Genomic DNA, 24905 nt, shown 5'->3' on the forward strand with positions numbered 1-24905 from the left:
ATAGCGTAAAGGTGTCTCCGGCGCTTGACGAAGATCAAGGTCGTTCCACCGCGAAAGCGCGAGCGTGATACTGAACGTCCTCATGAGGAAGGAAGCGGAATTCGTTGGGCGAAGCGGCAAAGATCTATGCTAAGCGATGAAGTGCGATGCGCGATTGAATATCAGCACTTCGCGGAGCAAACGTGTCCGGACGCCGCTGAGCAGCAGCTTGCGGATGAACAGTTATGGCATATACGGCGCAGCTGCCTTCGATGAATCGGCCGGCTTGCCTGGACCCAACGGATGATGACATCATTGGTGACGACAGAAGCATTCCAGCGCCTCAGTCTGGCACTTGCAATCGGCATTCTTGTCGGCATTGAGCGCGGCTGGCAGGATCGTGAGGTTGCTCCAGGCAAGAGAGTAGCCGGTATCCGCACCTATGGACTGTCAAGCTTCCTCGGCGGCTTCTGCGGTTTCCTGCAGCCTGTGACAGGGCCAATTCTGCCGACAGCTATCTTTATATTCTTTTGCATCACGGTTCTCCTCTTCAGTTGCATGCAGGCGGCGCGAGAGGAGGATTACAGCGCCACCGGCACCATTGCGGCCCTGGCGGTCTTTGCGCTGGGCTTTGGCGCGGTCGTGGCGGATATGACGATAACGGCCGCAAGCGCTGTGGCGATAACCGCCCTTCTTGCAGCGCGGGAGCCGCTGCATGGATTTCTTCGCCGATTGACCTGGCTGGAGCTCAGGGCCGCTTTGATCCTGCTGACGATGACGATCGTCATCCTCCCTATCCTTCCCAATAAGGCGATTGATCCTTGGCAGGCAATCAATCCTTTCGAACTTTGGATGCTGACGATCCTGGTGGGAGCCGTTTCCTTTGCCGGCTATATCCTGATCAAGCTGAGCGGCGCCCGCGCCGGAATATTGCTGACCGGAGCCAGCGGCGGCATCGTCTCCTCCACGGCCCTGACGCTTTCCTTCGCCCGTCAGTCGAAGCAGATGCCGGTCCTCTCGCCACTCCTCTCTGCGGGTGCAATGCTTGCGGGAGCCGTTTCTCTCGCCCGCGTACTTTTGATTTGCGGTGCCATTGCACCAGTCGTTTTCACGGAGCTTGCTCTATCTCTCGCTCCGGCTGCTGCCATCCTCGCCATAGCAGGCGGCTTCGCCGCGTTGCTGCAACGCCCGGATGACAGCAGCGACTTTTCACCCCGAAACCCCCTCGAGGTGATGGTTGTGCTTCGTTTCGCACTCCTTCTCGCCGTCGTGACAGTCCTTACACGAATGACCTTGATCGTCTTTGGAACTCAGTCACTGATGGCCCTTGCATTCGTCACAGGACTGGGCGATCTCGATGCGATAACACTTGCCGTTGCGAAATTGTCATCCATCCAGGTACCCGCGGATGCGGCCGCTCGCGCCATAGCGGTCGCGGCCTTCGCCAATCTGCTGGCGAAAGCCGTTCTTGCAGCAAGTATGGGGAGCATCGCTTATGCGGTTCGTTTCGCGATCGCAGGCGGTGTCGCGACCTTGGCGGGAATTGCCGGCACGCTGCTGGTATGAGCTTGCCCGACGCAGAGCATCTTGTCGGGATTGGCCTCATGCGGCCCCTCGCCGGCCGCCAACTCAATCCGCTCAGTCAGCGCTTTGTCGACATCGCCATGGAATTGACGTCGCCAACGCATAGGCTGGAGTCGGAGCCTCCCGCACACAGCGGTTAGATCGATCGTGCGCGCATGCGGCTTCGGACGTCAAGGCCGTTCTCACCGCCGCCTCGCCTGTGACAGATGAGCGACAGATCCGGCAAGCATGAGGTCGAACGGAAGGCGTCGAACCAGTCTGGTTGCGACGAAGGCCGCGCACATCGCCGCAGCAAGCTTTGCCCAAGGATAGTCGCCGAGTTGGACATGGGCGTTTGCATCGACCGAAGTGGCCTTGGATTTCAACGCCGCTTCCGCGTCCTCGCGCAACATGCCGAGCCGGGCGCTGAGCAACCTGACTTCATGCCGCAGGACGTTCAGATCATGGTCGGCCTTTTCCCGCGCGGTCTCTGCGGCGGCATCGGCAAAAGGCGGTTCGCCTTCGGCGACCAGTTCATCGGGATCGAGCGGAAGGACGCCGTCCCGGTTGATGGATGATTGCATGGACATGTCCTCCAACGAAGAGCAAGAGAAATAAGGCCCGGCATTGCGGCCGGGTCAGGGTTTACATCAGTGATCGCGCCGGAAGCTCTGGCTCTGTTGGCCTCCACCTTGCGACTGGCTCTGCGATTGGCGATCGGCGTCGCTCGATGGCGAGCCGGCGCCGGTGAAGCTATAGGCCCGCACTTTGGCGCTTCCATGCGTGGTGTCGCGGGTTACGACCGGGCGCGCGTCGTCGGAAGTCGCAGGCGAATCCCGGCCTTCGAATGCGCTCTCGGACACGGCAAGGTCTTCCGAGGCTTTGCCGCCCTGAGGCGATCCGGCAAAGCCGGTGTTTGACGCGCCTTCAAATGCGCCTTCCGAGGACCACAGATCCGCCCGCTCGTCCATGTCGATGCTGCCCTCGTGTTCCAGGATATCGTGGACGGCCTCATAGAGCGCGTCATCGATGTCATTGACCTGAACAAGGAAGCCGCCTCGCCGCAGTCCTTCCGCGTAGACCGCACGATCCTCGTCGGGGAACAAGAAGTCTGCCAGCGCGTCGAAAAAGCCGCTGCGGTCGTCGCTCATCACGCCGGCATTTTTTCCATCCGCTTCATATCCCGGCATTAGCCTTATTCTCGCAACCGGCACGCCGGCATCCTCCAGACGGGTGATGGCGGATTCAGCTTCCGATCGGCTGTCGAAAAGTGCGGTGAGGCTGCTGCCGCCCGTCGGGCCTGAGAAGGCCGGATTGGTATCGTTGTAAATGTTGCTCACGGGATTCTCCTCTCGATGCATGGAGCCAGCCGTCGACCCGACGTCTGAATCCCTGACCGGAAAACCGGCGGACAAGAGGAATGTTCCAAGCGAATGCGAGCGATAAGCGCGGACATCAGCTGCAACGCCGGCCCGGGCCGTCGATGGCCGGTGCATATCGAATGGAGGAACGGTTTGACGTCAAGGATCGTTGTCCGGCGGCACCGCTGGCGGTTGACGTCAAACCGTCGAGACGCTAGCACGGCTCTTGACGCATTGGGGATATTTCATATGGACATCTTTACGGCAGCCGGTCTGACGGCTCTGCTGCAGGTCATTGCTATCGACCTCGTTCTCGCTGGCGACAACGCCGTGGTTATCGGTCTTGCCGCTGCCGGCCTCGAGGCGACGCAACGCCGCAAGGCGATCATCGTCGGCATTGCCGCCGCGACCATCCTGCGTATTCTCTTTGCCAGCGTCGCGGTCTATCTGCTGGCGATCGTCGGCCTGCTGCTGGCAGGCGGACTTCTGCTCCTGTGGGTCTGCTGGAAGATGTGGCGCGAACTTCGCGCCGGCCATGGCGAAAACCACGACGCGGCGGGCGCCGAAAGCGCGCCGAAAAAGACCTTCTTCCAGGCGGCCACCCAGATCGTCATCGCCGACGTCTCCATGTCGCTCGACAACGTACTCGCCGTTGCCGGTGCCGCGCGCGAACATCCGAGCGTGCTGATCATCGGTCTTGCTCTGTCGATCGCGCTGATGGGCATCGCTGCCAACCTGATCGCCCGGTTGCTCAACAACCATCGCTGGATCGCCTATGTCGGCCTGCTGATCATCCTCTACGTCTCGCTCGACATGATCCATCGCGGCGGCGTCGAAGTGCTGCCGTATGTGCAAGCGAGCGGGTTCAAGCTTTAGGATCTGTGGACAGTTATCTGAGCCATAGGATTTAGAGCCTGACCTCGGTCTCGAAGCTCATCTGGTCATACGCCGGCACCACATGGTCCGGCGTCTCAGCCATCACCACGTCGTAGTCTAGCGGCGTGTGCATATGGGTGAGGATCGCCTGCTTCGGCTTCAGCCGGCCGATCCAGTCGAGCGACTGTTCCAGCGACAGATGGCTCGGATGATAGGCATATTGAAGTGCGTCGATGATCAGCACGTCGAGATTCTGCAGCTTGTCGACGGTCTGCGGCGGGAAATCGCTGATATCGCTGCAATAAGCCACATCGCCGATCCGGAAGCCGAGCGAGTGAATATCACCGTGCTGCTGGAGATGCGGATAGAAGGCGATCGTGCCTCCCGGACCGCGGATTTCGACGGGGTCGTCGAGATTTTCGATGACAACAGGCAGCACGATCGGCGGATAATTGCTGCCCGGCGGCGTTTCCAGGCAATAGCCGAAGGCGTCCCGCAGCCGGTCCATGGTAAATTGGTCGGCGAAGATCGGCACCCGGCGGCGGGTATTGTGAAAATAACCGCGCAGATCGTCGATGCCATGGATATGATCCGCATGCGGATGGCTGTAGAGCACGGCATCGACATGGTCGGCCCCTGCCCTGATCATCTGTTCGCGAAAATCCGGCCCGGTGTCGATGACGACGGTGGTGACGCCGCCATCCCCCGCAAATTGCTGCACCATGAAGGCGGCGCGCGTGCGCCGGTTCTTCGGATTGTCGGGATTGCAGGCGCCCCAGTCGCCGGTAATGCGCGGCACGCCGGGTGACGACGAACAGCCGAGAATGGTGAAGCGCCGTCGGTAGAGCACGCCGCTAGACCCTCGGCATCTTCGAGAACAGCCGGAAGGCATTCTCTGTCGTGATCCGTGCGACCTCAGCATAGGAAAGGCCGATCGTCTCGGCGAGCACCTCGGCGGTGTTGACGACATAGGACGGTTCATTGCGCTTGCCGCGCCAGCGCTTCGGCGCCAGATACGGCGCGTCCGTTTCCACCAGCAGCCGATCCTGCGGGATCGTCTTGGCGATCTCGCGCAGCTCTTCCGACTTCGGAAAGGTCAGGATTCCCGAAAAGGAGACATAGCCGCCGAGCGCGACGCCGGTCTTCGCCAGTTCCGGGCCGGCCGAGAAGCAGTGGAGGATGAACGGGAAAGCCCCCTTCCCGGTTTCCTCGGTCAGGATCGCAGCCATGTCCTCGTCGGCGCTGCGGCTGTGGATGACGAGCGGCAACCGGGTCTCGCGCGCCGCGGCAATATGGCGGCGAAAACCGGTCTGCTGGTCCTCAGGCTTTTGCGTGTCATAGAAATAGTCGAGACCGGCCTCGCCGATGGCGACGATCTTCTCATGGGCATTGGCGAGACGTACCAGCTCTTCCGTTGGGATATCCAGCTCTTCGTCGGCATTGTTCGGATGCGTGCCGACCGAGCAGAACACCGAGGGATATTTCTCTGTGATGGCAAGTAGCGCGCCGAGCTTGCGCACCCGCGTCGAGATCGTCACCATCTGCGCAACGCCGGCCTGATGGGCGCGCGTGACGATCTCGTCGCGCTCCGCCTCGAAATCGGCGAAATCAAGATGGCAATGCGTATCGATCAGCACGGCTTCAAGCCTCCGGAGCCACGTAGCGCGGGAAGATCGGCGTCGGCGCTTCGAGCGGCGTTCCGGCAACGAGACGGCCGGCTTCACCGAGAGCGGCGAAGTCGCGCTTGCCAGCGGGTGCGGCAACCAGATCGAGTAGCTTGCTGGATGATTCCGGCATGAAGGGCTGCAGCAGGATGGCGATCTGGCGCACGACTTCGGCAGTCACATAGAGCACCGTGCCCATACGCTCCGGATCCGTCTTCTTCAGCGCCCATGGCGCCTGGCCGGCGAAATAACGGTCGGTCTCGGAGACAACAGCGATGATCGAAGCGAGCGCCCGGTGGATCTGCTGCTTGCCCATGTCCTCGCGCGTCGAGGCATGCAGCGCGTCGGCTTGGGCGAGCATCGCCTTGTCCTCGTCGCTGAGTGCCCCGCATTCCGGGATCTTGCCGTCGCAGTTCTTGACGATCATCGACAGCGAGCGGCTGGCGAGATTGCCGATGCCGTTGGCGAGGTCGGAATTGATGCGAATGCCGATCGCCTCTTCGCTATAGCTGCCGTCCTGGCCGAAAGAGACTTCGCGCAGGAAGAAGTAGCGCACTTGGTCGAGGCCGAAATGGTTCACCAGGTTGACGGGATCGACGACGTTGCCGAGCGACTTCGACATCTTCTCGCCCTTGTTGAGCAGGAAGCCATGGGCAAAGACCCGCTTTGGCAGCGGCAGCTTTGCCGACATCAGGAAGGCCGGCCAATAGACGGCATGGAAGCGGATGATGTCCTTGCCGATGATGTGGACGTCGGCCGGCCAGTATTTCGCCCGCGGGCCGTTCCGGTCCTCGATATAGCCGGTCGCGGTGATATAGTTGGTCAGCGCATCGACCCAGACATACATGACGTGGGCGTGATCGTTCGGCACTTTGATGCCCCAGTCGAAGGTCGTGCGCGAGACCGAGAGGTCCTTGAGGCCTGACTTGACGAAGGAGATCACCTCGTTGCGGCGCTCGACCGGACCGATGAAATCGGGGTTCGCCTCGTAATGGGCCAGCAGCTTCTCCTGGTATTCGGAGAGCTTGAAGAAATAGCTTGCCTCTTCCACCCATTCGACGGGCGTGCCCTGCGGCCCGTAGCGCACGCCGTCGGCGCGCAGCTCCGTCTCGTTTTCCTGGTAATAGGCCTCGTCGCGCACCGAGTACCAGCCGGCATAGCTGTCCTTGTAGATGTCGCCGTTCTCGGCCATCAGGTTCCAGATGTTGCGCGATGTCTCGTGATGGCGCTCCTGCGTGGTGCGGATGAAGTCATCGTTGGAGGCGTTCAGCAGCTTGGCCATCGCCTGGAATTCGCCGGAGTTGCGATCGGCAAGCGCCTGTGCAGTGATCCCCTCGCCGCGCGCCGTCTGCTGCATTTTCTGGCCGTGTTCGTCGGTGCCGGTCAGGAAGAACACATCCTTGCCGTCGAGGCGCTGATAGCGCGCCATCGCATCCGTCGCGATCAGCTCATAGGCATGGCCGATATGCGGCTTGCCGTTGGGATAGGAAATCGCGGTGGTGATGTAGAAGGGTGTCTTGTCTGTCATGGCGGCCAATGTCCGGCTAACTCTATAAAAATGGTCAGCCGCTCTTAGCGCATGTCACCGTCAAGCGAAACATCAAGTTTCACCGCCGCCAATGATTTCCGGGAGGTTAGCACGGTGAACTTTACTCAGCTTCTGCCGCAATCTACCCGTCATGGAAAAGAGGGCGGAACAGAACCAAGTGCCAGTTCTCATCTACCGGATTTGTCCTGACCGTGCGCCGTCAGGGGCGCTAGTTTGACGTTCGAGCCGCTCTATTCGCTTTCCGGCCTGTCGCAGGCAAGCCGGTGACCGGCTGATCAGAGGCCTGGCTGCTTGATATCGGCGAGAATGCTGATGATCGTCTGCTTGCGGTCGAGGTTGTAGGCATCGGAAATCGTCAGCCGCTCGGTGATCTCCGAATAGAGCCGTGCCAGCCGTTCCGCAGCGGTGATCTGCCCCTCGCCTGCCGCTACGCGCGCGCGGTTCATGATGTCGTCGCCGACATGGCTGACGAAGAAATCGAAGATCGTGTCGCTTTCCCGGCCGGAAAGCGCGTCGGCCAGCCGATGCATGGCCTTGCGGGCGGTCGGCCCCTCGGCCGACAGCATCTCGTCATAGGCGGCGATGATCTCGCCGCCGCCGTAGTTCAGGAGTTTCAGCGCCTCGCCGACGCTGCCCTTGGCGGCCGAAAGCACCGTCCCGCCTTCGCCTGATATGCCGAGATGGGCAAGGGCCGCGAAGAGTTCATCGTCGGCAAGCGGCGCCAGCTTCAGCGGCAGGCAGCGCGAGCGGATGGTCGGCAGCAGCTGTCCCGGTGCATGCGAGAGCACCAGGAACAGCGCCCGCTTCGGCGGTTCCTCCAGGATCTTCAGGATGGCGTTGGCCGCATTGCGGTTCATGTCGTCGGCCGGATCGATGATGACGATCCGCCAGTTGCCGGTGCCCGAAGTCTGCGAGAAGAACTTGCCGGCGCGGCGCACCTCGTCGACTGTTATCGCCGATTTCACCTTGCCGGTCTTTTCATCCACGGGCCGGGCCAGATGCAGGAGATTGTGCGAGGCGCCGGAGGCGATCTGCCGGCTGACGGCAGAGGCCGGATCCGGATCGCCGATCGTCTCCGGCGCCCCGTCGGGATCGGGATGCGAAAGCACATGATTGGCGAAGCGGAAGGCGAGCGTCGCCTTGCCGATGCCCTCCGGCCCCTCGATCAGGATGGCGTGGTGGCCCTTGCCGGACCGGTAGGATTGCGCCAGGAAGGCTTCTGCCTCCTCATGGCCGAACAGCCTGGTATTTTCGCCTGGCCAGATAGCGCCGTCGAGCAGTCCGGGCCTCTCTTCACTCATAATGGGCCTCACTCATGATGAGCGGCTTCCGGCATTCGGGCACGGCCTGCAGGCGATAGCAACTGTTTGACGATCGCCAGGATCTCGGCGGAAATCGCCTCCTCGGTCTGCATGGCGTTGACCACGTGGCAGCGCTCCGGCTCGCGGGCGGCGATATCGAGAAAGGCCTCGCGCCGTTTCTCGTGGGTTTCGAGCCGCTCCTTCTCGAAGCGATCGGGAGCGTCGGCGCCGGCGCGCTTCTGCGCCCGCTCCAGCCCGATCTTGGCCGGGATGTCGAGGATCACGGTGCAATCCGGCATGACGCCGTTGATGGCGACGCGCTGCAGCGTCTCGATGAAATCGGGTTCGAGATTGCCGGTGATGCCCTGATAGACGCGGGAGGAATCCATGAAGCGGTCGCAGAGCACGATCTTGCCGGCGCCAAGCGCCGGCCGGATCACCTCTTCGACATGGTCGTTGCGGGCGGCCGCAAAGAGGATCGCCTCCATCCGCGTGCCGAAGGCTTCGGCAGCCCCCGACAACAGCACGTGACGCACGGCCTCCGCGCCCGGCGATCCACCCGGTTCGCGCGTCACCAGCACGTCGTGACCTTCGCCCTTCAGCGCCGCGGCGAGGCGACGGATCTGCGTGGATTTACCAGCGCCTTCCCCGCCTTCAAATGTAACGAACAATCCCATACCGGATGACAATGCCAACTTCCCGCATTCCAGGCGCCCCGCGTGCGCCCCACCTCTTCTATCTATCCGAAGATATCGGGGAGGAAAACCTTTCGCCGCGGCGACATATTCACCTTTCCCAGCAAAACGCATGGGAAGGCCGGCCGTTCAGCCGGGCGCCGACTTGTCCCAGAGCCAGGAGAAAAACAGCGATTCGCCGAGCTCCAGCATGGCGTCCACCGCCCGGCTGCTGAGCGAGCCCTCGCCGACCGCCTGCACGGTATAGAGCGGCACCTCCCTGAGAAGACGGGACCCTGCGAAAATCCTGAGTGTGCCTGCCTGGGTGTCCGGCTCTACCGGCGCCGTCAGCGGCCAGCGATAGACGATGCGCGCCGACAGCCGGTCGGGGTTGCTGATCGGGATATAGACGCTGACCGGCGCCTTGGCGACGAGATCGACGGTGCGCGCCGTGCCGCCATAGACGCTGGCGGCGCCGATCACTTCCTTGTCGGCGAAGATCTGCCGGTTTTCGAAGGCCGTCAGCCCCCACTCGAGCACCCGCTTGGCCTCCTCCGTCCGCTCCTTGTCGGAGGCGATGCCGGCCAGCGCCAGAAACAGCCGCCGGCCGTCGCGCTCAACCGAAGCGACGATCGAATAGCCCTCGCCCTCGGTAAAGCCGGTTGCCAGCCCGTCGGCACCGAGATCGAGCCCGAGCAGCGGGTTGCGGTTGCGCTGGAAGATCTTGTTCCACTCGAAATCCGGCAGGGCGAAATAGGGATAGAGATTGGGATAGGACTGGTGCAGGGCGGTGGCGAGCGTCACCATCTCGCGCGCCGTCACCTTGCTCTTTCCGTCGGGAAGGCCGGTGGAATTGCCGAACTCGGCCTTCTCCATGCCGAGCTCGCGGGCGCGTCGCGTCATCGACACGGCAAATTGCTGCTCGGTTCCGGCCATGCCCTCGGCGAGGATGATGCAGCTGTCATTGGCGCCCTGGATGGCGACACCCTTGATCAGGTCATCGACGCGCACCCGCGATTTGAGGCTGGCGAACATCGTTGCCGTCCGCGATGGCGCGCCGCCGGTTCGCCAGGCATATTCGGAAACCGGATATTCGGTATCGAGGGTGATCTGGCCCTTCGTCAACGCTTCGAAGACGAGATCCATCGTCATCAGCTTGGCGAGCGAGGCCGGCGAAAAACCCTGATCCTCGTTCTTGGCGAGAAGCACGGTGCCGGTGGCGGCCTCGATCATATAGGCCTGCGCCGCCTTGGTGGCGAAGCCGGCGGTACCGCTATCGGCTGCGAATGCGCCGGTGGCGAGCGGCATGATGCATGCAAGCAGGCGAAGCAAAGGCTTCAGCATCAAGAATTCCCATCGATCAGGGGGGCGTATTTCAGGAGGTTAGAGCGAGAGGAAATCCGATGCAATTGCCGCGCTCAGCGCGCGGCGGTTTTTGCCTGATGACGCTTGGCCGCGGCAAGGATCGACTCCTGCGTCAGCCCGTCATTGCGCACCATCACCGCGTCGAAGGCGAGATCGACGGTCACCGTCTTCACGTCCTCGTCCTGGTAGCCGAGCGCGAGAGAGCCCAGCGGCCGTTCGTAGGGCATCGGACCGATCTCCGGCAGCACGACCATCTGGTCGAAGGACGGCGCGGCATTGTTGATGGACGGGGCTGACGGCGCCACCAGAACATGGGTGGGTGCTGCCAGGGCGGGCGTTGCGGCGGGTACCGCATTGTAGCGCGCGCTCGGCGTCGAACCGGCATAGGACGTGGCCGACATCGGCACCGGCACGCTGGCCGGCGTCTCATAGTCTTCGGCACTCTGCAACTGATCGCGGGTGATCTTGCGGCTGTTGGAGGCGACCATCACGCCGGTTGCGATCTGGCCTTCCGGATTGACGCCGGGAATGCGGCTGCCCTTCGGCACGTAGGAGGCCATCAGATAGGGCATGTCGTGGCCGTCCATGCGGGCGCGGCCGACATATTGCACGCGCACCTTGCCGGTGCCGCTGTGCTGCAGATCCAGCATGTCGGCCGTCTTGTTGGACAGGTCGATGATGCGGCCTTCGTGATAGGGGCCGCGATCGTTGACGCGCACGATGACGGAGGAGCCGCTTTCGAGATTGGTGACGCGCGCATAGCTCGGCAGCGGGAAGGTCGGATGCGCGGCGGAAAGATGCATCTGGTCGTAGACTTCGCCATTCGCCGTCAGGCGGCCGTGAAAGGCCGAGCCATACCAGGAGGCGACGCCGACCTTGTTATAGGAGAAGTCCTCCTTCGGATAATACCACTTGCCCTTCACCTCGTAAGGATTGCCGACCATGTAGCGGCCGCCGCCCTTGGGGATGTTGTTGCCGGTGGCGACCCGCGGGCTCGCCTTCACGCCATATTCGGATTCGGAGAAATATTCTTTGCCGTGGGATTTCTTCTTCGGCACCGCCTGTGTCGTGCCGCACGCCGCAACCGTCGCACACATCGCCGAGATTGCCAGCCACCGTGCTGTCGTTGCGAAAGACGCCGCCCCGTATCCCAATTTCATATGCCCCACGCCGCTCAAAGATCGTTATGGTTAAGGAACTCTGCCCCATCTTGGGCCATTACGCCTTATCCCCGCCCGCCTAACGAGACTTTAATCTTGTTAAGTTCGTGGCAAATTTACGAAGGATTTCGCAGCGATAGCGACAAATCTAATGATTATGGTTTATAAATCACTAACGTGAGCCTTGCCGCCCTGCTCATTCCGCCGCCGCAATAAGGCCCTGACGCCTCGTGCCGATGCGGGGCATATGGTAAATCTGAACTCGCTTTCGAATGGCCGAAAAGCCCAAATTGGCACAGGCCGGAGCGGGTTCCCAAGCGGGGCGACGTCCCTTTGCCCCGCCTGGCCAAATGACGCTAAGCATTCTCTGCGCAGGGTTGGGGGATTGCCATGGGCGGAATTTTTAAAAGCTTGATTTTGCTTGTTATAATGACCGTCTCATCGGCCGTCGGAGCCGCCGCGGAAGATTTCCCCGCCTATTGGCGCAAGACGATGACCAATGATCCCACCACGAATTACTATCTTGCCCAGGCCCTGAAGCCCTTACCGAACAAGGATGCCGAAACCATCAGAGTGCTCAGGCTGTCGCTGATCGCCGGCAATTTGTGTCTCGGCGCCACCATCAATACGAGGACAGGCGAGACCTTTCTGCAGCAGGCCGGATATCACCGCCTGCGCGGAAAGGCCTGGGACGAAGCCGCCTTCCTTGCGAACGATTGGTTCAAATACTTCAATTACCGCTCCCTCGCCCATCTCTGCGCCGGCATCGACTACATGTTCGGGCCGGAGGGAAAACTGGCGCCCAATCTGGTAAAACCCGGAAAGGGTGAACCAAAGGGATCCTACGACCCTCTGGATTCCTACTACATGCGGCTTCCGCCCTTGCGCAAACCGAACGGGTAAGTCACGTCACCGATTGCATGTGATGCAGTGCGGATCGCGGATTTGACAGCTTCGTGGCTGTATGGGAACGAAATGTCCGCCGCGAGCTTTAAAGGTCTATGCCTTTGGAGGATTACCATGAACGACGAAACCATGACGCAGCTCGACACGATCAGCCAGAAGTTGCATGCCCGATCTCGCCAGCTTTCCCAGCCGGATAACGACAACGACACCGCAATCCTGATGTCGGCACTGGCCGTGACGATGGAGGCAGTTCGCTCTCTCTGCGAGGACATGAACCAACTCAACGGTCCGAAGGGCCTCGGATCTGACGGACACTAAATCTCTGATGTCTCCGGCGCACCCAGACAGCCTGCGCCGAGAACGAGGGAAGCACTGATCTTCAGTGGCCCGCCACCTACGCTGCCGGTGGCCGATACCGAACCGACTTGGCCTTTTTCAAGGCTTCGATCGTATCCTCGACGCTGAGGAGGACAGTGGTCTCCATGGATCTGAGCGCGCCGCCTGCACCGATAGCCAACGCGACCGCCGCCATCGATACGTTGTCGGGCGCCTCCCACAGATTCCAACCGTCATGCTCGCCGAAGGCGTACCAGAACCCATGCAGCTTCCCGCCCACCGATTCAATGTAGGTCCGCGCCGCCTCCCGGCGATCTTCGGGCTTTTCGATCATGCGCGCCCACGTCTCGGGCGTGTAGCTGAAGCGCGTGAGATACATGGCCATGTCTCGTCCTCCGCCGAAACAAAACAGTAAACGCCCAAGCCGGGGAGAACGCCAGTTATTTCCATTGTACGAAACGGGCCTGCCGCCCCGGTTTCATTCGCAAAACGGCGAACATCGAAGATGTCGGCAAATGCTGCAGAGTACGTTGACGCTGCGAACAAAGCTGCTAAAAAGCCAGCCATCGAGTGATTGGGTAGCAAATCGGCAGCAAGCGCCGATTTCAGGTAGTCAACAAAATGTTGATTACTCAACCTTTTCAATCAGATGGAAGAGTGTCCGAGTGGTTTAAGGAACCGGTCTTGAAAACCGGCGTGCGGGAAACCGTACCGTGGGTTCGAATCCCACCTCTTCCGCCAGTTCCCATATTTTCGCGAGAACAGGAAGCAGCTCACTGCTGGCAATTCAGCCCTCCAGTTGACCGGGGTTCTCCGTGCGAATCTTGACCAGATGTTCCTTCACGATCTGCACCTTCGGTATCCGGCCAGCCTGATCCTGCCTCGGTAACAAACCCACGCGCTACCAATGCGGCCTCGTGAAACCGGATGCGCTGGTCGAAATCGCGTCGTCGCTCAATAGGTAGGCGGGAGATTGGCGCGTGAGAGCTCTCACGAGAAGTAAGAATATATCAGGAGGCCGACAGAGCCCCAGAAAATAACCGGCGTAAGTATCATTCCCGCAAAGAAAATCTTTGTCACCGCAAACTCCGCAACTGCATTCACGCCGCAAAACCTATTGCAGTGACGTTGGTTTGCTATGGGCATAAAGTCCCGGATAGATCTGACTTTAGTCTGAGTGTTGCGGTAATTCCGAAATGCGATAGCGTCGTTCGTATGGCGGCGATCATTGAACTCCGCCGCAACCGATAGACCTTTCCGCTATGTCTCCGCCTATTTCGCGCGAGAAAGGCTAACCGAAAGCGGCCAGCCGCTCGACGAAGCGCTCCTTCTGAGCATGGCGTTCGCGGATCGAATGCAGGCGGTGGGTGAAATCGGCCGTGCCGCATTTTGTTCGGCGATCGTCTTCAAGTCGGCGAGGCGGCCGGCTGCCGCGCTATAGCCGGAAGCGTTTGCGCCGCACGGTCTCGGTTTCGACCTCGCGCCAGACAGCATCGCCCGGTTGTATGATCGCGTTGAGCCGTGCGCGGCGGGCGCTGCCTCTTTCTCCTCCTGCCTTCTGCCGCCAGCCGCTCGTTCTCCTTGTGTTGGCGGATATCGCGAATCGCGCCGGCACGGGCTCGCAGGTCCGCGGTCGTATGCGTGGCGGCTGCAGAACTCGCGCTCGGAAGGCTCCGGGCCGCCTTGATCAGACCGGATGCAGCACGCCGTCAGTTTCGAGGATTCGCAGCGTCTCGGCAAGCGTTACCCCGGACTGAAGGCGCCACCATTTGCCTGTTGCCGCAATAATACCGGCCGCAGCCCATGACCGTCCGATCCGTTCCCATGGTTGACTATGCCGTGTCGCCATGATTTCCCGTCCGGGATCATCAAAAGAGGACATCATGGCCGACGACATCATCGTAAAGGACAGCAACGGAAGCCAGCTTCATGACGGCGATTCCGTAACCCTGATCAAGGACCTCAAGGTCAAGGGAACCTCGGAGACGCTGAAGCGTGGAACGCTGGTGAAGGGCATTCGCCTGACCGACAATCCCGGTGAGATCGAGTGCAACACCAAGCAGGTCAAAGGCCTGGTGCTGAAAACCGAGTTTTTGAAGAAGGCATAGGGCCACCTCGCCGCATCAATCGCCCTCTTGCGGCACTTCTTCGGTGATCACCTCGAAGCGGGCGAGCGTTGCCGGGCCGAAAGCCGTCGACATTGCGACATCGGTGGCGTCGCGGCCGGTCGCCATCAATATTCTGCCGATGCGCGGCGTGTTGTGGCGGGCATCGACCGTATGCCAGTGGCCGCCGAGAAAGACCTCGAACCAGGCGCTGAAATCCATCGGATTGGGATCGATCGGAACGCCGATATCGCCGAGATAGCCGGTGCAATATCGCGCCGGGATATTCATGCATCGGCAAAGCGCGATGGCGAGATGGGCAAAGTCGCGGCAGACTCCTGCTTTGTCGATGAAGCCGCCATGCGCGGTCCGCAGGAGGTCGGCCTTCAGGTAATCGAAAGTGATGTGGTCATGGACGAAATCGCAAATCGCCTGAACGCGCGCCCAACCGAGCGGCGTCGACGAGAAGGTTGCCCAGGCAAAATCGGCAAGCCTGTCGGTGTCGCAATAGCGGCTGCCGAGCAGGAAGACCAGCACCTCGTCCGGCAGGTCGTTGATCGCGTGCTGGACTGCATCTTCGGGAACGACGTCGGGCTGGCCGCTGTCGTAGATCTCGAACTCCGTAGAGATCGTCGTCACTCCCGCCGGTGCGACGATCCGGCTGCAGGCATTGCCGAAACCATCGGTATATTCCCAGGCCTCGATTGCCCGGTCGAATGTCAGGACCTGCTCGCTGAGAAGATCGGCACGACGGGAGGGGTGGATATTGAGGACGAGCAGCATCGGCGTTGGCTGCACGCATTCGTAGCCCAGATGAAACCCGGCGCGTATCTTCATTGTGGCTTCCTTGTCGCGTCTGCGCTTTGGCAGCGGTGAGTAGAGAACGCTGGTCGCGCTACCCGGTTCCCGCGAGACCGGGACTGTCACCGCGCGACTAGCCAGATTGCCTTGTGGTGACGTTCACCTGCACTGTCATGCTGTCGAAATCCTTCCCATCCCCGTCATAGCTGCCGCTCAATGGGACTGCCTGGCGCGGATCGCGGGCCACCGCGACACGAATGAGATCGCGGTTGCCGACGATCCCATTGGTCGGATCGAACTCCGCCCAGCCGGCGCCTGGAAGATAGATCTGGCACCATGCATGGGTGGAACCGCCGCCGAGCACGGTGGAGCCGTCCCGGTCGGGAACATAGACGTAGCCGGTGACGAAGCGCGCCGCGAGGCCGAGGACGCGTGCCGCCTCCATCATCAGCAGGGCGAAATCCCGGCAGGTGCCGGAACGAAGCTGCAAGGTCTGGACCGGCGTCTGCGTCCCATGTTCCTGGCGCCGCGCATAGACGAAGCTTTCCCGAATGGCGTAACACAGCGTCATCAGCAGATGGCCGGTCTCCGTCGGACGCCCAAGACGCAAGAACTGGCGCGCCCAGCGTCCGACCTCGTCGTTGGGGTCGGGATAATGGCGCTGCATCGCCGGCGTCAGATCGGCAATCTCATCCTTGTCGTAGGAGAATGGATAGATCAGGGCCTCTTCGTCCACCTTGAGATCCAGGGCAACCTGCGGCGTATGATCGAGGGTGATCCAGGTTTCGAAGCGAAGCTCAGCCGACGGTCGTGAAATATCGACGAGCGCCACGCAATTGCCGAAAACATCGTGGATCCAGCGGACATGACTTTCCTCAGGATAGGTCGTCAACGACGCTTCGATCAACCGCTGGTCGAAACTGTCGCGCGGCCGGAACATCAACCGATGCTCGCCGAAATCGACCTCCCTGACGTAGCGATAGGACGTGATGTGGCGGACGGAGAAAATCGTCATCGGCGGCCGTCCGATAATCTGTTCACTGTGCTTCTCCAAGGCGGCGGCGCCGCCTCTCCTCTGCGAAAGCGCCCTGCCCGCTTCCCCGCTCATCCCGATTTCTTGTCATATAAGCACATTCGAAAGATTGCTATTGTACCTTCACCGATCGACGGCAGAGCCGTCCAACCTAAGAGGATAACATGCATATCATCTGGGACGTTCTGACACTTCTGCTGACAATCGGCTCGCTCTATGGCGGGCGCGAATACCGGATTATTCGCGCCCGTGCCCGCGCTCAGAACTGGGGCAATTTCTGATTCGATTCCGATAGACTGGTCGCATCGTCTCGCTGCCGGAAGGGCGCCGGCCGCGGATACGTCGAATGACGTAAAGCCATGTGCTTCAGCAAGTGCTTCATTAGCCGAGACGGCGTCAATCCGTCCATTCTCCTGTGATTGCAAGCCCGCCTCACCCCAGGCGGGCTTTTTTCACGGTAATTCTTCTATCGCGCATATCTTCCTGGCGCCTGCCTCACTTCTTGGCGCCTGCCGAAAGCACCCGATGTGTCGCATTGTCCATTGCGTGGCTCGCCTCCTGTCCATCCTTCTTCAGCCCGTATGCGGTATTGCCGCAGCCGGACAGGGTGAGCAGGCAGATACAGGCGATGGCGATTGTAGCTTTTGACATCAGTGTTCCCTCGGATCGAATGGCTTCTGAATAAAATGATGCGCTTCGCGCCAAAATCAATCCGTCGAAGCCGGCATGAATCGAATGAGCGACGGATTAATCCGCTGAAAACATGCCGCAAACTCTTGAAGTGTAGTCACCCCCATCGCGCCTTCGGTCACCGCTTTTCAAGGTACGAAAAACATTCTCAAGTCATCTCTCCCGTGATCTGCGGCAGTTATTCGAGTATATATTCTTCCATCCCGCAAAAGAACACATGTACCATTTCGATACTTTAAGTTTACTCAAATGCGGCGCTTAACTATTTATTAGTAATAACCTTGCGAAGCGGAAGCTTAAGTTTATTCTTTTCTCAAAGGGGAGAGAAAAGAATGTTTAGCAAAAGCCTGATCATGCCTTTAGGCTTCGCAATGCTCGCCATATCAGGCCTCCTGTTCCAGCTGGCTATGTACGCGCTGGAGACTCCGGTCACCCAGTTGCACCCGTAAGCCGCTTTAAATTCTGCCAGGAGTGGAATTTCCTTCCGTTTCATGCATTGTTTCGAGTCGGTTTACCAGGAGGGAGCTAACCATGGAAAACGCAGGTGTAGGTTGGATTGCAGCCATCATTATCGGTGGCATCGCCGGATGGCTGGCGGAAAAGGCCATGAGCAGCAACATGGGCTTGCTCATGAACATATTGCTCGGCATTGTCGGCGCCATTGTCGCCAACTGGATCCTGGGTTTCTTGCACATCCAGCCGCTTGCCGGTTGGCTGGGTTATCTGATCACCGGTTTCGTCGGCGCCTGCATTCTGATTTTCGTCGGCCGCCTCATCCGCCGCTGACCCCGGTAAGCGTTAGCTGACCCGGTCGCGGTAGCTGGCCATCGAAACACCAGAAGCCGGGCAATCATGGCGCCCGGCTTTTCATTGTCCTGAAGTCTCTTTCAGCGACGGCTCAGCAGGCCGAAAACATAGGCGATGCCTGCCGTCACGGCGAGGGCGATGAGCGGTTCTTCGCGAACCTTGTCGCGCAGCTGTTCCGTCATCAGCGACGCCTCGTCGGTCACCGCCGACTTTGCCCCCTGCCCGAGCGCGACCACGCTTTCCGTCAGCCGGGAGAGATCGTTGCGAAGGGCTGCGACCTGCGCCGACAGGTCGTCTGCTGCCATATCAGCCTTGACGCGCGCAGCGGTGGATTCGGCGGAAGCGGTTTTCAATTCTGCCATGGTCTGCTCCTGTTTCATGGGATGCCGGTTCAACGAAATGGCGGCCCGAAAGGTTCCGTCGCAACCGATCTTTTGTTGGCCGCAAAGCCGCCTCGGCCGAGCGGCGGCCTTGTGCAGCTTTTCGCGCGACAAACCCTTCATTTCCTGTCGGGTTTGTTTTAAGGAACGTCGAATGTCCGCCCGCGCGCGGCTCTAATGAATACTGCGAGGTTTGCGTTTCGATGTTCCATATCCTGAGAAGAGCTGCTCAGACCTGGGTTGCCAAGCTGCTCCTGCTTCTGCTCGTCGTCTCCTTCGGCGCCTGGGGCGTGTCGCATCAGCTGTTAACGGGCGGCAACAGCACCACGGTTGTGACCGTCGGCGATCAGCATGTGGACGTCAACGAATTCCACCTCGCCTATCAGCGCCAGGTGGCAAGCCTCGGCCAGCAGTTCGGCATGCGCCTCACCCCGGAACAGGCCCGCGCCTTCGGCGTCGAACAGCAGGTGCTCGCCCAACTCGTTGCCGGCGCCTCGCTCGACCAGCTCGCAGAAGATATGAATCTCGGCCTGTCCGAGGATCGCCTCGCCCAGTTGATCGCCGACGATCCGGCTTTCAAGGCCGTCAACGGCAAGTTCGACCGTGAGCTCTTCATCTCGCGCCTGCGCAATGCCAATATCCGCCAGGACGATTACATCAAGGAGCGCAGCAAGGTCGCCGTCCGCAGCCAGGTCGTCGATGCCATCTCGAACGGTTTCACCGCCCCGAAGACGCTGGTCGACGCCCTGAAGCTCTATGGCGATGAAAGCCGCAGCATCGACTATCTCCTGCTCACCAACGCCAATATCGAGCCGATCAAGGCGCCTGCCGACGACGTGCTGGCGACGTGGTTCGACGGCGTCAAGCAGCGCTACCAGGCGCCTGAATACCGCAAGCTCGTCTATCTCAAGCTGCAGCCCGCCGATATCGCTGACGCCGCGACCGTCACCGACGACCAGATCCACGAAGCCTTCGACAAGAGCAAGGATACTTACCGCACGCCGGAGAGCCGCACCATCGAACAGCTGACCTTTGCCAGCAAGGATCTTGCCGCCGCCGCCGAAACAGCGCTGAAGGGCGGCACCAGCTTCGATCAGTTGGTCTCCGACCAGGGCAAAACGGCAAGCGATGTACTGCTCGGCGAATTCACCAAGGACAAGGTTCCCGACCAGGCCGTTGCCGATGCGGCCTTCGCAGTGTCGCGCGATGGCGGCACGACGCCTGTCGTCGAAGGCTCCTTTGGCTCCGTCATCCTGCGCATCACCAACATCAAGCCGGAAACGGTGAAGAATTTCGACGAGGTGAAGGAGGACATCCGCAAGCAGCTGGCGCTGTCCAATGCCTCTCAGGAAGTGATCAACGTTCATGACCGCATCGAGGATCTGCGCGCCGGAGGTTCCACGCTCGAGGATATCGCCGGCCAGCTGAAGCTCCAGGCCGTCACCGTCGACGCCGTCGACATGACCGGCGCCGACAAGGGCGGCAAAGAGGTCAAGGATATCCCCGTCAAGCAGCAACTGCTCGGCGAAGCCTTCAAGACCGAGGTTGGCGTCGATGCGCCGCCGCTGCCGATCGGCAATGACGGTTATGTCTGGTTCAACGTCCGGGAAATCACGCCGACCCGCGAGCGCCCGGTTGCCGAGGTGCGCGAAAAGGCGGTCGAGGACTGGACGGCGGAACAGCAGAAAGCCGAACTCGCCAAGAAGGCCGACGAATTGAAGGCCGCGGCAGCCAAGGGCACCGCGCTTGCCGATATCGCAACGCCGCTCGGCATCGCCGTCGAAAGCAAGAGCGGCCTTACCCGCTCCACCGATGATCCGGTGCTTGGCCGTGCCGCCGTCACCGCCGCCTTCTCCGGGCCCATCGATACGGTTGCGAGCGCTGTCGGCGCCGATCCCTCGACGCAGATCCTGATGAAGGTCACCGAGGTCAACAGTCAGCCGACCGGCGACGTGCTGAACAACCGCGATGCCCAGATCACCGCCATGGCCAATGCGGCCGGCGACGATATTCTCGATCAGATGGTCAACCTGCTGCAGACGCAGTATGGCGCTCAGATCAACCAGACGCTCGCCGAACAGGCAACGACCCGCTAGGAGGCTTTATGACCGATCTGAAGCCGTTCCTGGCCAAGGCCGCAAGCCGTGAGCCGCTGACGCGTGACGAGGCTCGCGCCGCCTTCGACATCCTGATGTCGGGCCAGGCGACGCCCTCGCAGATCGGCGGCTTCCTGATGGCGCTGCGCGTGCGCGGCGAAACCGTCGATGAGATCGTCGGCGCCGTCACCGCGATGCGCGCCAAGATGCTGACCGTCGAGGCGCCGGCCGATGCGATCGACATCGTCGGCACGGGCGGCGATGCCAGCGGCACCTACAATATCTCGACGCTGGCGGCGCTGATCGTCGCCGGCGCCGGTGTCCCCGTCGCCAAGCACGGCAACCGTGCGCTGAGTTCGAAATCGGGCGCAGCAGACAATCTGGCCGCCCTCGGCGTCAAGCTTGACGTCGGTCCCGAAATCATCTCCCGCTGCATCGCGGAGGCCGGTGTCGGCTTCATGTTCGCGCAGATGCATCATTCCGCCATGCGCCATGTCAACCCGTCGCGGGTCGAGCTCGGCACGCGCACGATCTTCAATCTGCTCGGGCCGCTTTCCAATCCGGCCGGTGTCCGCCGCCAGTTGCTCGGCGTCTTCTCGCCGCAATGGCTGGTGCCGCTTGCCGAAGTCATGCGCGATCTCGGCTCCGAATGTGTCTGGGTGGTCCATGGCGACGGTCTCGACGAGATCACCACCACCGGCATCACGAAAGTCGCCGCACTCGAAGACCGCAAGATCCGCACCTTCGAACTGTCACCAGCCGATTTCGGTGTCAGCCCCTGCGTGCTCGCCGACATCAAGGGCGGTGATGGTGTCGCCAACGCCGCTGCGCTTCGCGAGGTCCTCAGCGGCGCAAAGAATGCCTATCGCGATGTCTCGCTCGCCAATGCCGCCGCCTCGCTGGTCATTGCGGGCAAGGCGGAGACGATACGCGACGGCATGACGCTGGCCGCGCAGTCGCTGGATAGCGGCGCCACCGCGCTCGCCCTCGACAAACTCATCGCCGTCTCCAACGATATCGACTAGGATTGGCCGATGACCGATATCCTGAAGAAGATCGAACTTTATAAGCGCGAGGAAATCGCCGCCGCCAAGGCTGCTGTGTCGCTTGGCGATCTGAAGGCGATGCAGGCCGACCAGTCCGCCCCGCGCGGTTTTCACAAGGCGCTCGTTGCCAAGCGGGAGGCCGGCCATTTCGGTCTGATCGCCGAGATCAAGAAGGCGAGCCCGTCGAAGGGGCTGATCCGCCCGGATTTCGATCCGCCGGCGCTGGCAAGGGCCTATGAAGCCGGTGGCGCGGCATGCCTTTCCGTGTTGACCGACAAGCCGAGTTTTCAGGGTGCGCCGGAATTCCTGACGACGGCGCGGGCTGCCTGCGCGCTGCCCGCCCTGCGCAAGGACTTCATGTTCGAGACCTATCAGGTCCATGAGGCGCGCGCCTGGGGTGCTGACTGCATTCTGCTGATCATGGCGTCGCTGAGCGATGACGATGCAGAGCGCCTGCAGGACGAAGCTTTCGCGCTCGGCATGGACGTGCTCGTCGAGGTTCACGACGCGCCTGAGATGGACCGTGCGCTGAAGCTCTCCTCGCCGCTCGTCGGCATCAACAACCGCAATCTTCGCACATTCGAGGTCAGCCTGACGGTCAGCGAGACGCTGGCTGCGATGGTTCCGACCGACCGGTTGCTCATCGGTGAAAGCGGCATCTTCACCCATGCCGATTGCAAACGCCTGCAGGCCGTCGACATCAACACCTTCCTTGTCGGCGAGAGCCTGATGCGCAAGGACGACGTCGCCGCCGCCACCCGTGCGCTGCTCTTTGGCGAAGCCGCCATCGCGGCCGAATGATATGGGTGGCGCAAAGCCCGGCCTGACCCATATCGATGCCTCCGGCGAGGCACATATGGTCGATGTCTCCGACAAGGCCGAGACGGTGCGCATCGCCACCGCCGAGGGCCATGTGAAGATGGCGCCGCAAACGCTCGCCCTCATCCGTCAAGGCAATGCCAAGAAGGGCGATGTGATCGGCACCGCGCGCCTTGCCGGCATCATGGCGGCAAAACGCACCGCCGATCTCATCCCGCTCTGCCATCCGCTGATGCTGACGAAGGTGACGGTCGAGATCGAGGAGGATGCCGCCCTGCCCGGCCTGCGCGTCACGGCAACCGCCAAGCTGACCGGCAAGACCGGTGTGGAGATGGAGGCGCTGACCGCCGTCTCGGTCGCTTGTCTGACGATATACGACATGGCCAAGGCGGCCGATAAGGCAATGGAGATCGGCGGCATCAGACTTCTAGAAAAGTCCGGCGGAAAATCCGGCGATTTCCGCCATCCGGAGGCAAGATGAACCTTCTCCCGGTCGCCGAGGCCCTGAACCGCTTGCTCGCGCGCGCAAAACCCGTCGTGGCATCCGAGACGCTGCCGCTCGCAGAAGCGGAAGGCCGAGTCCTCGCCGTTGCTCTCACAGCCGGCCTCACCCAGCCGCCCTTCAATGCCTCCGCCATGGATGGTTATGCGCTGCGCCGCGAAGACGCGCCGGAGCCGGGCGCCGTGCTGAAGGTCATCGGCACATCTGCCGCCGGCCACGGCTTCGAGGCAAGCGTTAACAAGGGAGAGGCCGTCCGCATCTTCACCGGCGCGCCTGTCCCGCTGGGCGCCGATAGCGTCCTGCTGCAGGAAGATGCGGAGAAGATCGAAGGCGGCATCCGAACCAATTTCCCCGTCCGGCAGGGCCAGCATATTCGTCCCCGCGGCCAGGATTTCGTCCAGGGCGAAGCAGTGCTGTCTGCCGGCACGGTGCTCGATTTCTCGCGGCTGACGGTCGCTGCCGGCATGAACCGACCTGAGGTCGAGATTTTCCGGCGTCCGCGGATCGCCATCCTCGCAACCGGCGACGAACTGCTGCCGCCCGGAAGCACGCCCGGCCCTTCGCAGATCATTGCCTCCAATACGTTTGGTATTGCAGCCCTTGCCCGCAAAGCCGGCGCCAATGTGCTCGATCTTGGCATCGTGCCGGACGATAAGCCCAGGATCACCGCGGCGATCGACACGGCGCGCGACGCCAAGGTCGATGTCATCGTCACGCTCGGCGGCGCGTCGGTCGGCGACCATGACCTGGTGCAGGCGACGCTTGTTGAGGCCGGCATGCAGCTCGATTTCTGGCGCATCGCCATGCGTCCCGGCAAACCGCTGATGGTCGGCAGCTTCGGCGAAACGCATGTGCTCGGCCTGCCCGGCAATCCGGTCTCGAGCCTCGTCTGCTCGCTGCTGTTCCTCGAGCCGCTGATCCGCAAGCTCGCCTCCCTGCCGCCGGTGCAGCGCGAGACAGTGGTGGAGGCGGCCGTCGCATTGCGCGCCAACGATTACCGGCAGGACTATATCAGGGCGAAACTTTTGAAATCCACGACCGGAAACTGGCTGGCCGAGCCCTTCGGCAAGCAGGATTCCTCGATGATGAAGGTCTTTGCCGAAGCCGACTGCCTCATCGTCCGCCCGCCGCAGGCGCCGGAACTGCCAGCCGGAGCGCCCTGCCCAGTCATGCTGCTGCGGCCGGACCTTCTCGTTTAGCTGCCTCTCCAGCTGTTGCGGAGAGCGAAAAGACACCCGCCTGCACCGCTCCGCCACCCGTGCCCATGCCGAAATCTGCAACCGCATGGGTCGCGATTCGCCTGAGTTCTCTTTGCGGGAGATAGGCGCGCTCGGGATCGCCGATCAGCACCTCGATGCCGGCGGCCCGGCAACGCCGCAGGAACGCCATCACCCGCAAGGCAAGGGCGGGATGATAGAACAGGTCGCCGACGAGCAGGAGATCCAACACAGGCGGCGGCCCATCGATGATGTCTGCGGCAATGGCCGCAATGTTCACCCCGTTAATTTCTGCGTTAAGGCCGATTGCGGTGATGGCATTGGCATCGATATCGACCGCCGTCACCATGGCTGCTCCGGCCTTTGCCGCAGCGATGGCGACGAGCCCGGAGCCGGCGCCGAGATCGAGGACGTGGCGACCGGCGACCGTTTCCGGCCGATCGAGCAGATGGCGGGCCAGCACGGCGCCGCCGGCCCAGGGATAGGCCCAGTAGGGCGCCGGATCGGCGTCTCCGCGGCCTGCAAGTCGCCAGAGCCCGCTCGCAGGTCCGGCCTGATGAAGCAGGATTTCGGGAATGGAGGCAACCGGCGATATCGGCAGATTGGCCTTGATGAAGGCGGCCGGATCGGGTTGCGGCTGGCTCGCGCGTTTCATCATCGCCTGCTCCTGCCCGC

Annotated in this window: 26 protein-coding genes and 1 tRNA gene; 12 read left to right on the forward strand and 15 right to left on the reverse strand. The window is 61.5% G+C overall.

The annotated features are described in order from the left end of the window. The first annotated feature begins 282 nt into the window (after positions 1 to 282). Positions 283 to 1545, forward strand: a complete 1263-nt coding sequence (locus QMO82_RS11925) for a DUF4010 domain-containing protein (protein WP_183607309.1) — start codon at positions 283 to 285, stop codon at positions 1543 to 1545. Between the two features lie 200 nt (positions 1546 to 1745). Here QMO82_RS11925 and QMO82_RS11930 read toward each other — a convergent pair whose 3' ends face one another. Then, positions 1746 to 2126: a hypothetical protein gene (locus QMO82_RS11930; protein ID WP_183607308.1), complete on the reverse strand. Its 381-nt coding sequence runs from the start codon at positions 2124 to 2126 to the stop codon at positions 1746 to 1748. A gap of 66 nt (positions 2127 to 2192) precedes the next feature. Beyond that, entirely contained in the window at positions 2193 to 2882 is a 690-nt protein-coding gene (locus tag QMO82_RS11935) for a hypothetical protein (protein ID WP_183607307.1), read from the reverse strand. Between the two features lie 270 nt (positions 2883 to 3152). Between QMO82_RS11935 and QMO82_RS11940 the strand changes: the two genes are divergently transcribed. Continuing rightward, positions 3153 to 3779: a TerC family protein gene (locus tag QMO82_RS11940; protein ID WP_183607306.1), complete on the forward strand. Its 627-nt coding sequence runs from the start codon at positions 3153 to 3155 to the stop codon at positions 3777 to 3779. Positions 3780 to 3810: 31 nt separating this feature from the next. Here QMO82_RS11940 and QMO82_RS11945 read toward each other — a convergent pair whose 3' ends face one another. The 7 genes from QMO82_RS11945 to QMO82_RS11975 all read right to left on the reverse strand — a co-directional run bounded on the left by QMO82_RS11945 (position 3811) and on the right by QMO82_RS11975 (position 11492). Continuing rightward, on the reverse strand, positions 3811 to 4629 hold the full coding sequence (locus QMO82_RS11945) for an MBL fold metallo-hydrolase (RefSeq protein ID WP_183607305.1): 819 nt from the start codon (positions 4627 to 4629) through the stop codon (positions 3811 to 3813). Positions 4630 to 4633: 4 nt separating this feature from the next. Then, on the reverse strand, positions 4634 to 5416 hold the full coding sequence (locus QMO82_RS11950; protein ID WP_183607304.1) for a TatD family hydrolase: 783 nt from the start codon (positions 5414 to 5416) through the stop codon (positions 4634 to 4636). A 4-nt stretch (positions 5417 to 5420) separates the two neighbouring features. Beyond that, on the reverse strand, positions 5421 to 6971 hold the full coding sequence (gene metG / locus QMO82_RS11955; RefSeq protein WP_183607303.1) for a methionine--tRNA ligase: 1551 nt from the start codon (positions 6969 to 6971) through the stop codon (positions 5421 to 5423). Positions 6972 to 7267: 296 nt separating this feature from the next. Then, positions 7268 to 8293 carry a DNA polymerase III subunit delta' gene (locus QMO82_RS11960; RefSeq protein ID WP_183607302.1) on the reverse strand — a complete coding sequence of 342 codons (1026 nt, stop codon included), beginning with the start codon at positions 8291 to 8293 and terminating at the stop codon, positions 7268 to 7270. An 8-nt stretch (positions 8294 to 8301) separates the two neighbouring features. Then, on the reverse strand, positions 8302 to 8982 hold the full coding sequence (gene tmk, locus QMO82_RS11965; RefSeq protein ID WP_183607301.1) for a dTMP kinase: 681 nt from the start codon (positions 8980 to 8982) through the stop codon (positions 8302 to 8304). Between the two features lie 135 nt (positions 8983 to 9117). Beyond that, positions 9118 to 10311: a D-alanyl-D-alanine carboxypeptidase family protein gene (locus QMO82_RS11970; protein WP_183607300.1), complete on the reverse strand. Its 1194-nt coding sequence runs from the start codon at positions 10309 to 10311 to the stop codon at positions 9118 to 9120. A gap of 74 nt (positions 10312 to 10385) precedes the next feature. Continuing rightward, positions 10386 to 11492 (reverse strand): septal ring lytic transglycosylase RlpA family protein, encoded by a 1107-nt coding sequence (locus QMO82_RS11975; RefSeq protein ID WP_183607299.1) that lies wholly within the window; start codon positions 11490 to 11492, stop codon positions 10386 to 10388. A gap of 429 nt (positions 11493 to 11921) precedes the next feature. On the opposite strand from QMO82_RS11975, the gene QMO82_RS11980 reads away from it, so the two are divergent. Then, entirely contained in the window at positions 11922 to 12395 is a 474-nt protein-coding gene (locus QMO82_RS11980) for a hypothetical protein (protein ID WP_246718267.1), read from the forward strand. 117 nt (positions 12396 to 12512) lie between these two features. Then, positions 12513 to 12716 carry a hypothetical protein gene (locus QMO82_RS11985; RefSeq protein ID WP_183607297.1) on the forward strand — a complete coding sequence of 68 codons (204 nt, stop codon included), beginning with the start codon at positions 12513 to 12515 and terminating at the stop codon, positions 12714 to 12716. Between the two features lie 76 nt (positions 12717 to 12792). On the opposite strand, the gene QMO82_RS11990 is transcribed toward QMO82_RS11985, so the two are convergent. Beyond that, positions 12793 to 13119 (reverse strand): GYD domain-containing protein, encoded by a 327-nt coding sequence (locus QMO82_RS11990; RefSeq protein ID WP_183607296.1) that lies wholly within the window; start codon positions 13117 to 13119, stop codon positions 12793 to 12795. A gap of 266 nt (positions 13120 to 13385) precedes the next feature. Here QMO82_RS11990 and QMO82_RS11995 point away from each other — a divergent pair. Continuing rightward, positions 13386 to 13475 (forward strand) — tRNA-Ser (locus QMO82_RS11995). Between the two features lie 1142 nt (positions 13476 to 14617). Then, entirely contained in the window at positions 14618 to 14842 is a 225-nt protein-coding gene (locus QMO82_RS12000) for an alkylphosphonate utilization protein (protein WP_010035073.1), read from the forward strand. A gap of 15 nt (positions 14843 to 14857) precedes the next feature. Here QMO82_RS12000 and QMO82_RS12005 read toward each other — a convergent pair whose 3' ends face one another. The 3 genes from QMO82_RS12005 to QMO82_RS12015 all read right to left on the reverse strand — a co-directional run bounded on the left by QMO82_RS12005 (position 14858) and on the right by QMO82_RS12015 (position 17324). Continuing rightward, positions 14858 to 15676, reverse strand: a complete 819-nt coding sequence (locus tag QMO82_RS12005) for a transglutaminase family protein (RefSeq protein ID WP_183607295.1) — start codon at positions 15674 to 15676, stop codon at positions 14858 to 14860. Positions 15677 to 15773: 97 nt separating this feature from the next. Next, complete coding sequence (locus QMO82_RS12010; protein WP_183607698.1) at positions 15774 to 16655, reverse strand: transglutaminase family protein; 882 nt, start codon at positions 16653 to 16655, stop codon at positions 15774 to 15776. Positions 16656 to 17168: 513 nt separating this feature from the next. Next, complete coding sequence (locus tag QMO82_RS12015; RefSeq protein ID WP_183607294.1) at positions 17169 to 17324, reverse strand: entericidin; 156 nt, start codon at positions 17322 to 17324, stop codon at positions 17169 to 17171. Positions 17325 to 17894: 570 nt separating this feature from the next. On the opposite strand from QMO82_RS12015, the gene QMO82_RS12020 reads away from it, so the two are divergent. Continuing rightward, positions 17895 to 18149, forward strand: a complete 255-nt coding sequence (locus QMO82_RS12020) for a GlsB/YeaQ/YmgE family stress response membrane protein (protein WP_097619707.1) — start codon at positions 17895 to 17897, stop codon at positions 18147 to 18149. Positions 18150 to 18250: 101 nt separating this feature from the next. On the opposite strand, the gene QMO82_RS12025 is transcribed toward QMO82_RS12020, so the two are convergent. Then, positions 18251 to 18532, reverse strand: coding sequence for a hypothetical protein (locus QMO82_RS12025; protein WP_097619829.1), 282 nt, complete (start codon positions 18530 to 18532; stop codon positions 18251 to 18253). 221 nt (positions 18533 to 18753) lie between these two features. On the opposite strand from QMO82_RS12025, the gene QMO82_RS12030 reads away from it, so the two are divergent. The 5 genes from QMO82_RS12030 to glp are packed head-to-tail and all read left to right on the forward strand — an operon-like array spanning position 18754 to position 24212. Continuing rightward, complete coding sequence (locus QMO82_RS12030; protein WP_183607293.1) at positions 18754 to 20646, forward strand: SurA N-terminal domain-containing protein; 1893 nt, start codon at positions 18754 to 18756, stop codon at positions 20644 to 20646. Positions 20647 to 20654: 8 nt separating this feature from the next. Beyond that, positions 20655 to 21671 (forward strand): anthranilate phosphoribosyltransferase, encoded by a 1017-nt coding sequence (gene trpD, locus QMO82_RS12035; protein ID WP_183607292.1) that lies wholly within the window; start codon positions 20655 to 20657, stop codon positions 21669 to 21671. 9 nt (positions 21672 to 21680) lie between these two features. Continuing rightward, complete coding sequence (gene trpC / locus QMO82_RS12040; protein WP_183607291.1) at positions 21681 to 22493, forward strand: indole-3-glycerol phosphate synthase TrpC; 813 nt, start codon at positions 21681 to 21683, stop codon at positions 22491 to 22493. Between the two features lies 1 nt (position 22494). Next, positions 22495 to 22992 carry a cyclic pyranopterin monophosphate synthase MoaC gene (moaC, locus tag QMO82_RS12045; protein WP_183607290.1) on the forward strand — a complete coding sequence of 166 codons (498 nt, stop codon included), beginning with the start codon at positions 22495 to 22497 and terminating at the stop codon, positions 22990 to 22992. Then, a complete protein-coding gene (gene glp / locus QMO82_RS12050; protein WP_183607289.1) occupies positions 22989 to 24212 on the forward strand; it encodes a gephyrin-like molybdotransferase Glp in 1224 nt (407 codons plus the stop codon). Before moaC ends, glp begins: the two co-directional genes overlap by 4 nt. On the opposite strand, the gene QMO82_RS12055 is transcribed toward glp, so the two are convergent. After that, entirely contained in the window at positions 24181 to 24885 is a 705-nt protein-coding gene (locus QMO82_RS12055) for a methyltransferase (protein ID WP_183607697.1), read from the reverse strand. The genes glp and QMO82_RS12055 overlap by 32 nt on opposite strands. Positions 24886 to 24905: the final 20 nt, after the last annotated feature.

This window comes from Rhizobium sp. BT04 (assembly GCF_030053135.1).
Lineage (GTDB): Bacteria > Pseudomonadota > Alphaproteobacteria > Rhizobiales > Rhizobiaceae > Rhizobium > Rhizobium binxianense.

Excerpts from the sequence above, each read along its gene's own strand:
- QMO82_RS12010 (WP_183607698.1), bottom strand. The coding sequence starts at position 16,655 with ATGACGATTTTCTCCGTCCGCCACATCACGTCCTATCGCTACGTCAGG.
- QMO82_RS11985 (WP_183607297.1), top strand. The coding sequence starts at position 12,513 with ATGAACGACGAAACCATGACGCAGCTCGACACGATCAGCCAGAAGTTG.
- QMO82_RS11925 (WP_183607309.1), top strand. The coding sequence starts at position 283 with ATGATGACATCATTGGTGACGACAGAAGCATTCCAGCGCCTCAGTCTG.
- QMO82_RS12025 (WP_097619829.1), bottom strand. The coding sequence starts at position 18,532 with ATGGCAGAATTGAAAACCGCTTCCGCCGAATCCACCGCTGCGCGCGTC.
- trpD (WP_183607292.1), top strand. The coding sequence starts at position 20,655 with ATGACCGATCTGAAGCCGTTCCTGGCCAAGGCCGCAAGCCGTGAGCCG.
- QMO82_RS11980 (WP_246718267.1), top strand. The coding sequence starts at position 11,922 with ATGACCGTCTCATCGGCCGTCGGAGCCGCCGCGGAAGATTTCCCCGCC.
- QMO82_RS11960 (WP_183607302.1), bottom strand. The coding sequence starts at position 8,293 with ATGAGTGAAGAGAGGCCCGGACTGCTCGACGGCGCTATCTGGCCAGGC.
- QMO82_RS12005 (WP_183607295.1), bottom strand. The coding sequence starts at position 15,676 with ATGAAGATACGCGCCGGGTTTCATCTGGGCTACGAATGCGTGCAGCCA.
- QMO82_RS11940 (WP_183607306.1), top strand. The coding sequence starts at position 3,153 with ATGGACATCTTTACGGCAGCCGGTCTGACGGCTCTGCTGCAGGTCATT.
- QMO82_RS11970 (WP_183607300.1), bottom strand. The coding sequence starts at position 10,311 with ATGCTGAAGCCTTTGCTTCGCCTGCTTGCATGCATCATGCCGCTCGCC.
- QMO82_RS12020 (WP_097619707.1), top strand. The coding sequence starts at position 17,895 with ATGGAAAACGCAGGTGTAGGTTGGATTGCAGCCATCATTATCGGTGGC.
- glp (WP_183607289.1), top strand. The coding sequence starts at position 22,989 with ATGAACCTTCTCCCGGTCGCCGAGGCCCTGAACCGCTTGCTCGCGCGC.
- QMO82_RS12015 (WP_183607294.1), bottom strand. The coding sequence starts at position 17,324 with ATGTCAAAAGCTACAATCGCCATCGCCTGTATCTGCCTGCTCACCCTG.
- moaC (WP_183607290.1), top strand. The coding sequence starts at position 22,495 with ATGGGTGGCGCAAAGCCCGGCCTGACCCATATCGATGCCTCCGGCGAG.
- QMO82_RS11975 (WP_183607299.1), bottom strand. The coding sequence starts at position 11,492 with ATGAAATTGGGATACGGGGCGGCGTCTTTCGCAACGACAGCACGGTGG.
- QMO82_RS12030 (WP_183607293.1), top strand. The coding sequence starts at position 18,754 with ATGTTCCATATCCTGAGAAGAGCTGCTCAGACCTGGGTTGCCAAGCTG.
- QMO82_RS11930 (WP_183607308.1), bottom strand. The coding sequence starts at position 2,126 with ATGCAATCATCCATCAACCGGGACGGCGTCCTTCCGCTCGATCCCGAT.
- QMO82_RS11990 (WP_183607296.1), bottom strand. The coding sequence starts at position 13,119 with ATGGCCATGTATCTCACGCGCTTCAGCTACACGCCCGAGACGTGGGCG.
- QMO82_RS12000 (WP_010035073.1), top strand. The coding sequence starts at position 14,618 with ATGGCCGACGACATCATCGTAAAGGACAGCAACGGAAGCCAGCTTCAT.
- QMO82_RS12055 (WP_183607697.1), bottom strand. The coding sequence starts at position 24,885 with ATGAAACGCGCGAGCCAGCCGCAACCCGATCCGGCCGCCTTCATCAAG.
- trpC (WP_183607291.1), top strand. The coding sequence starts at position 21,681 with ATGACCGATATCCTGAAGAAGATCGAACTTTATAAGCGCGAGGAAATC.
- metG (WP_183607303.1), bottom strand. The coding sequence starts at position 6,971 with ATGACAGACAAGACACCCTTCTACATCACCACCGCGATTTCCTATCCC.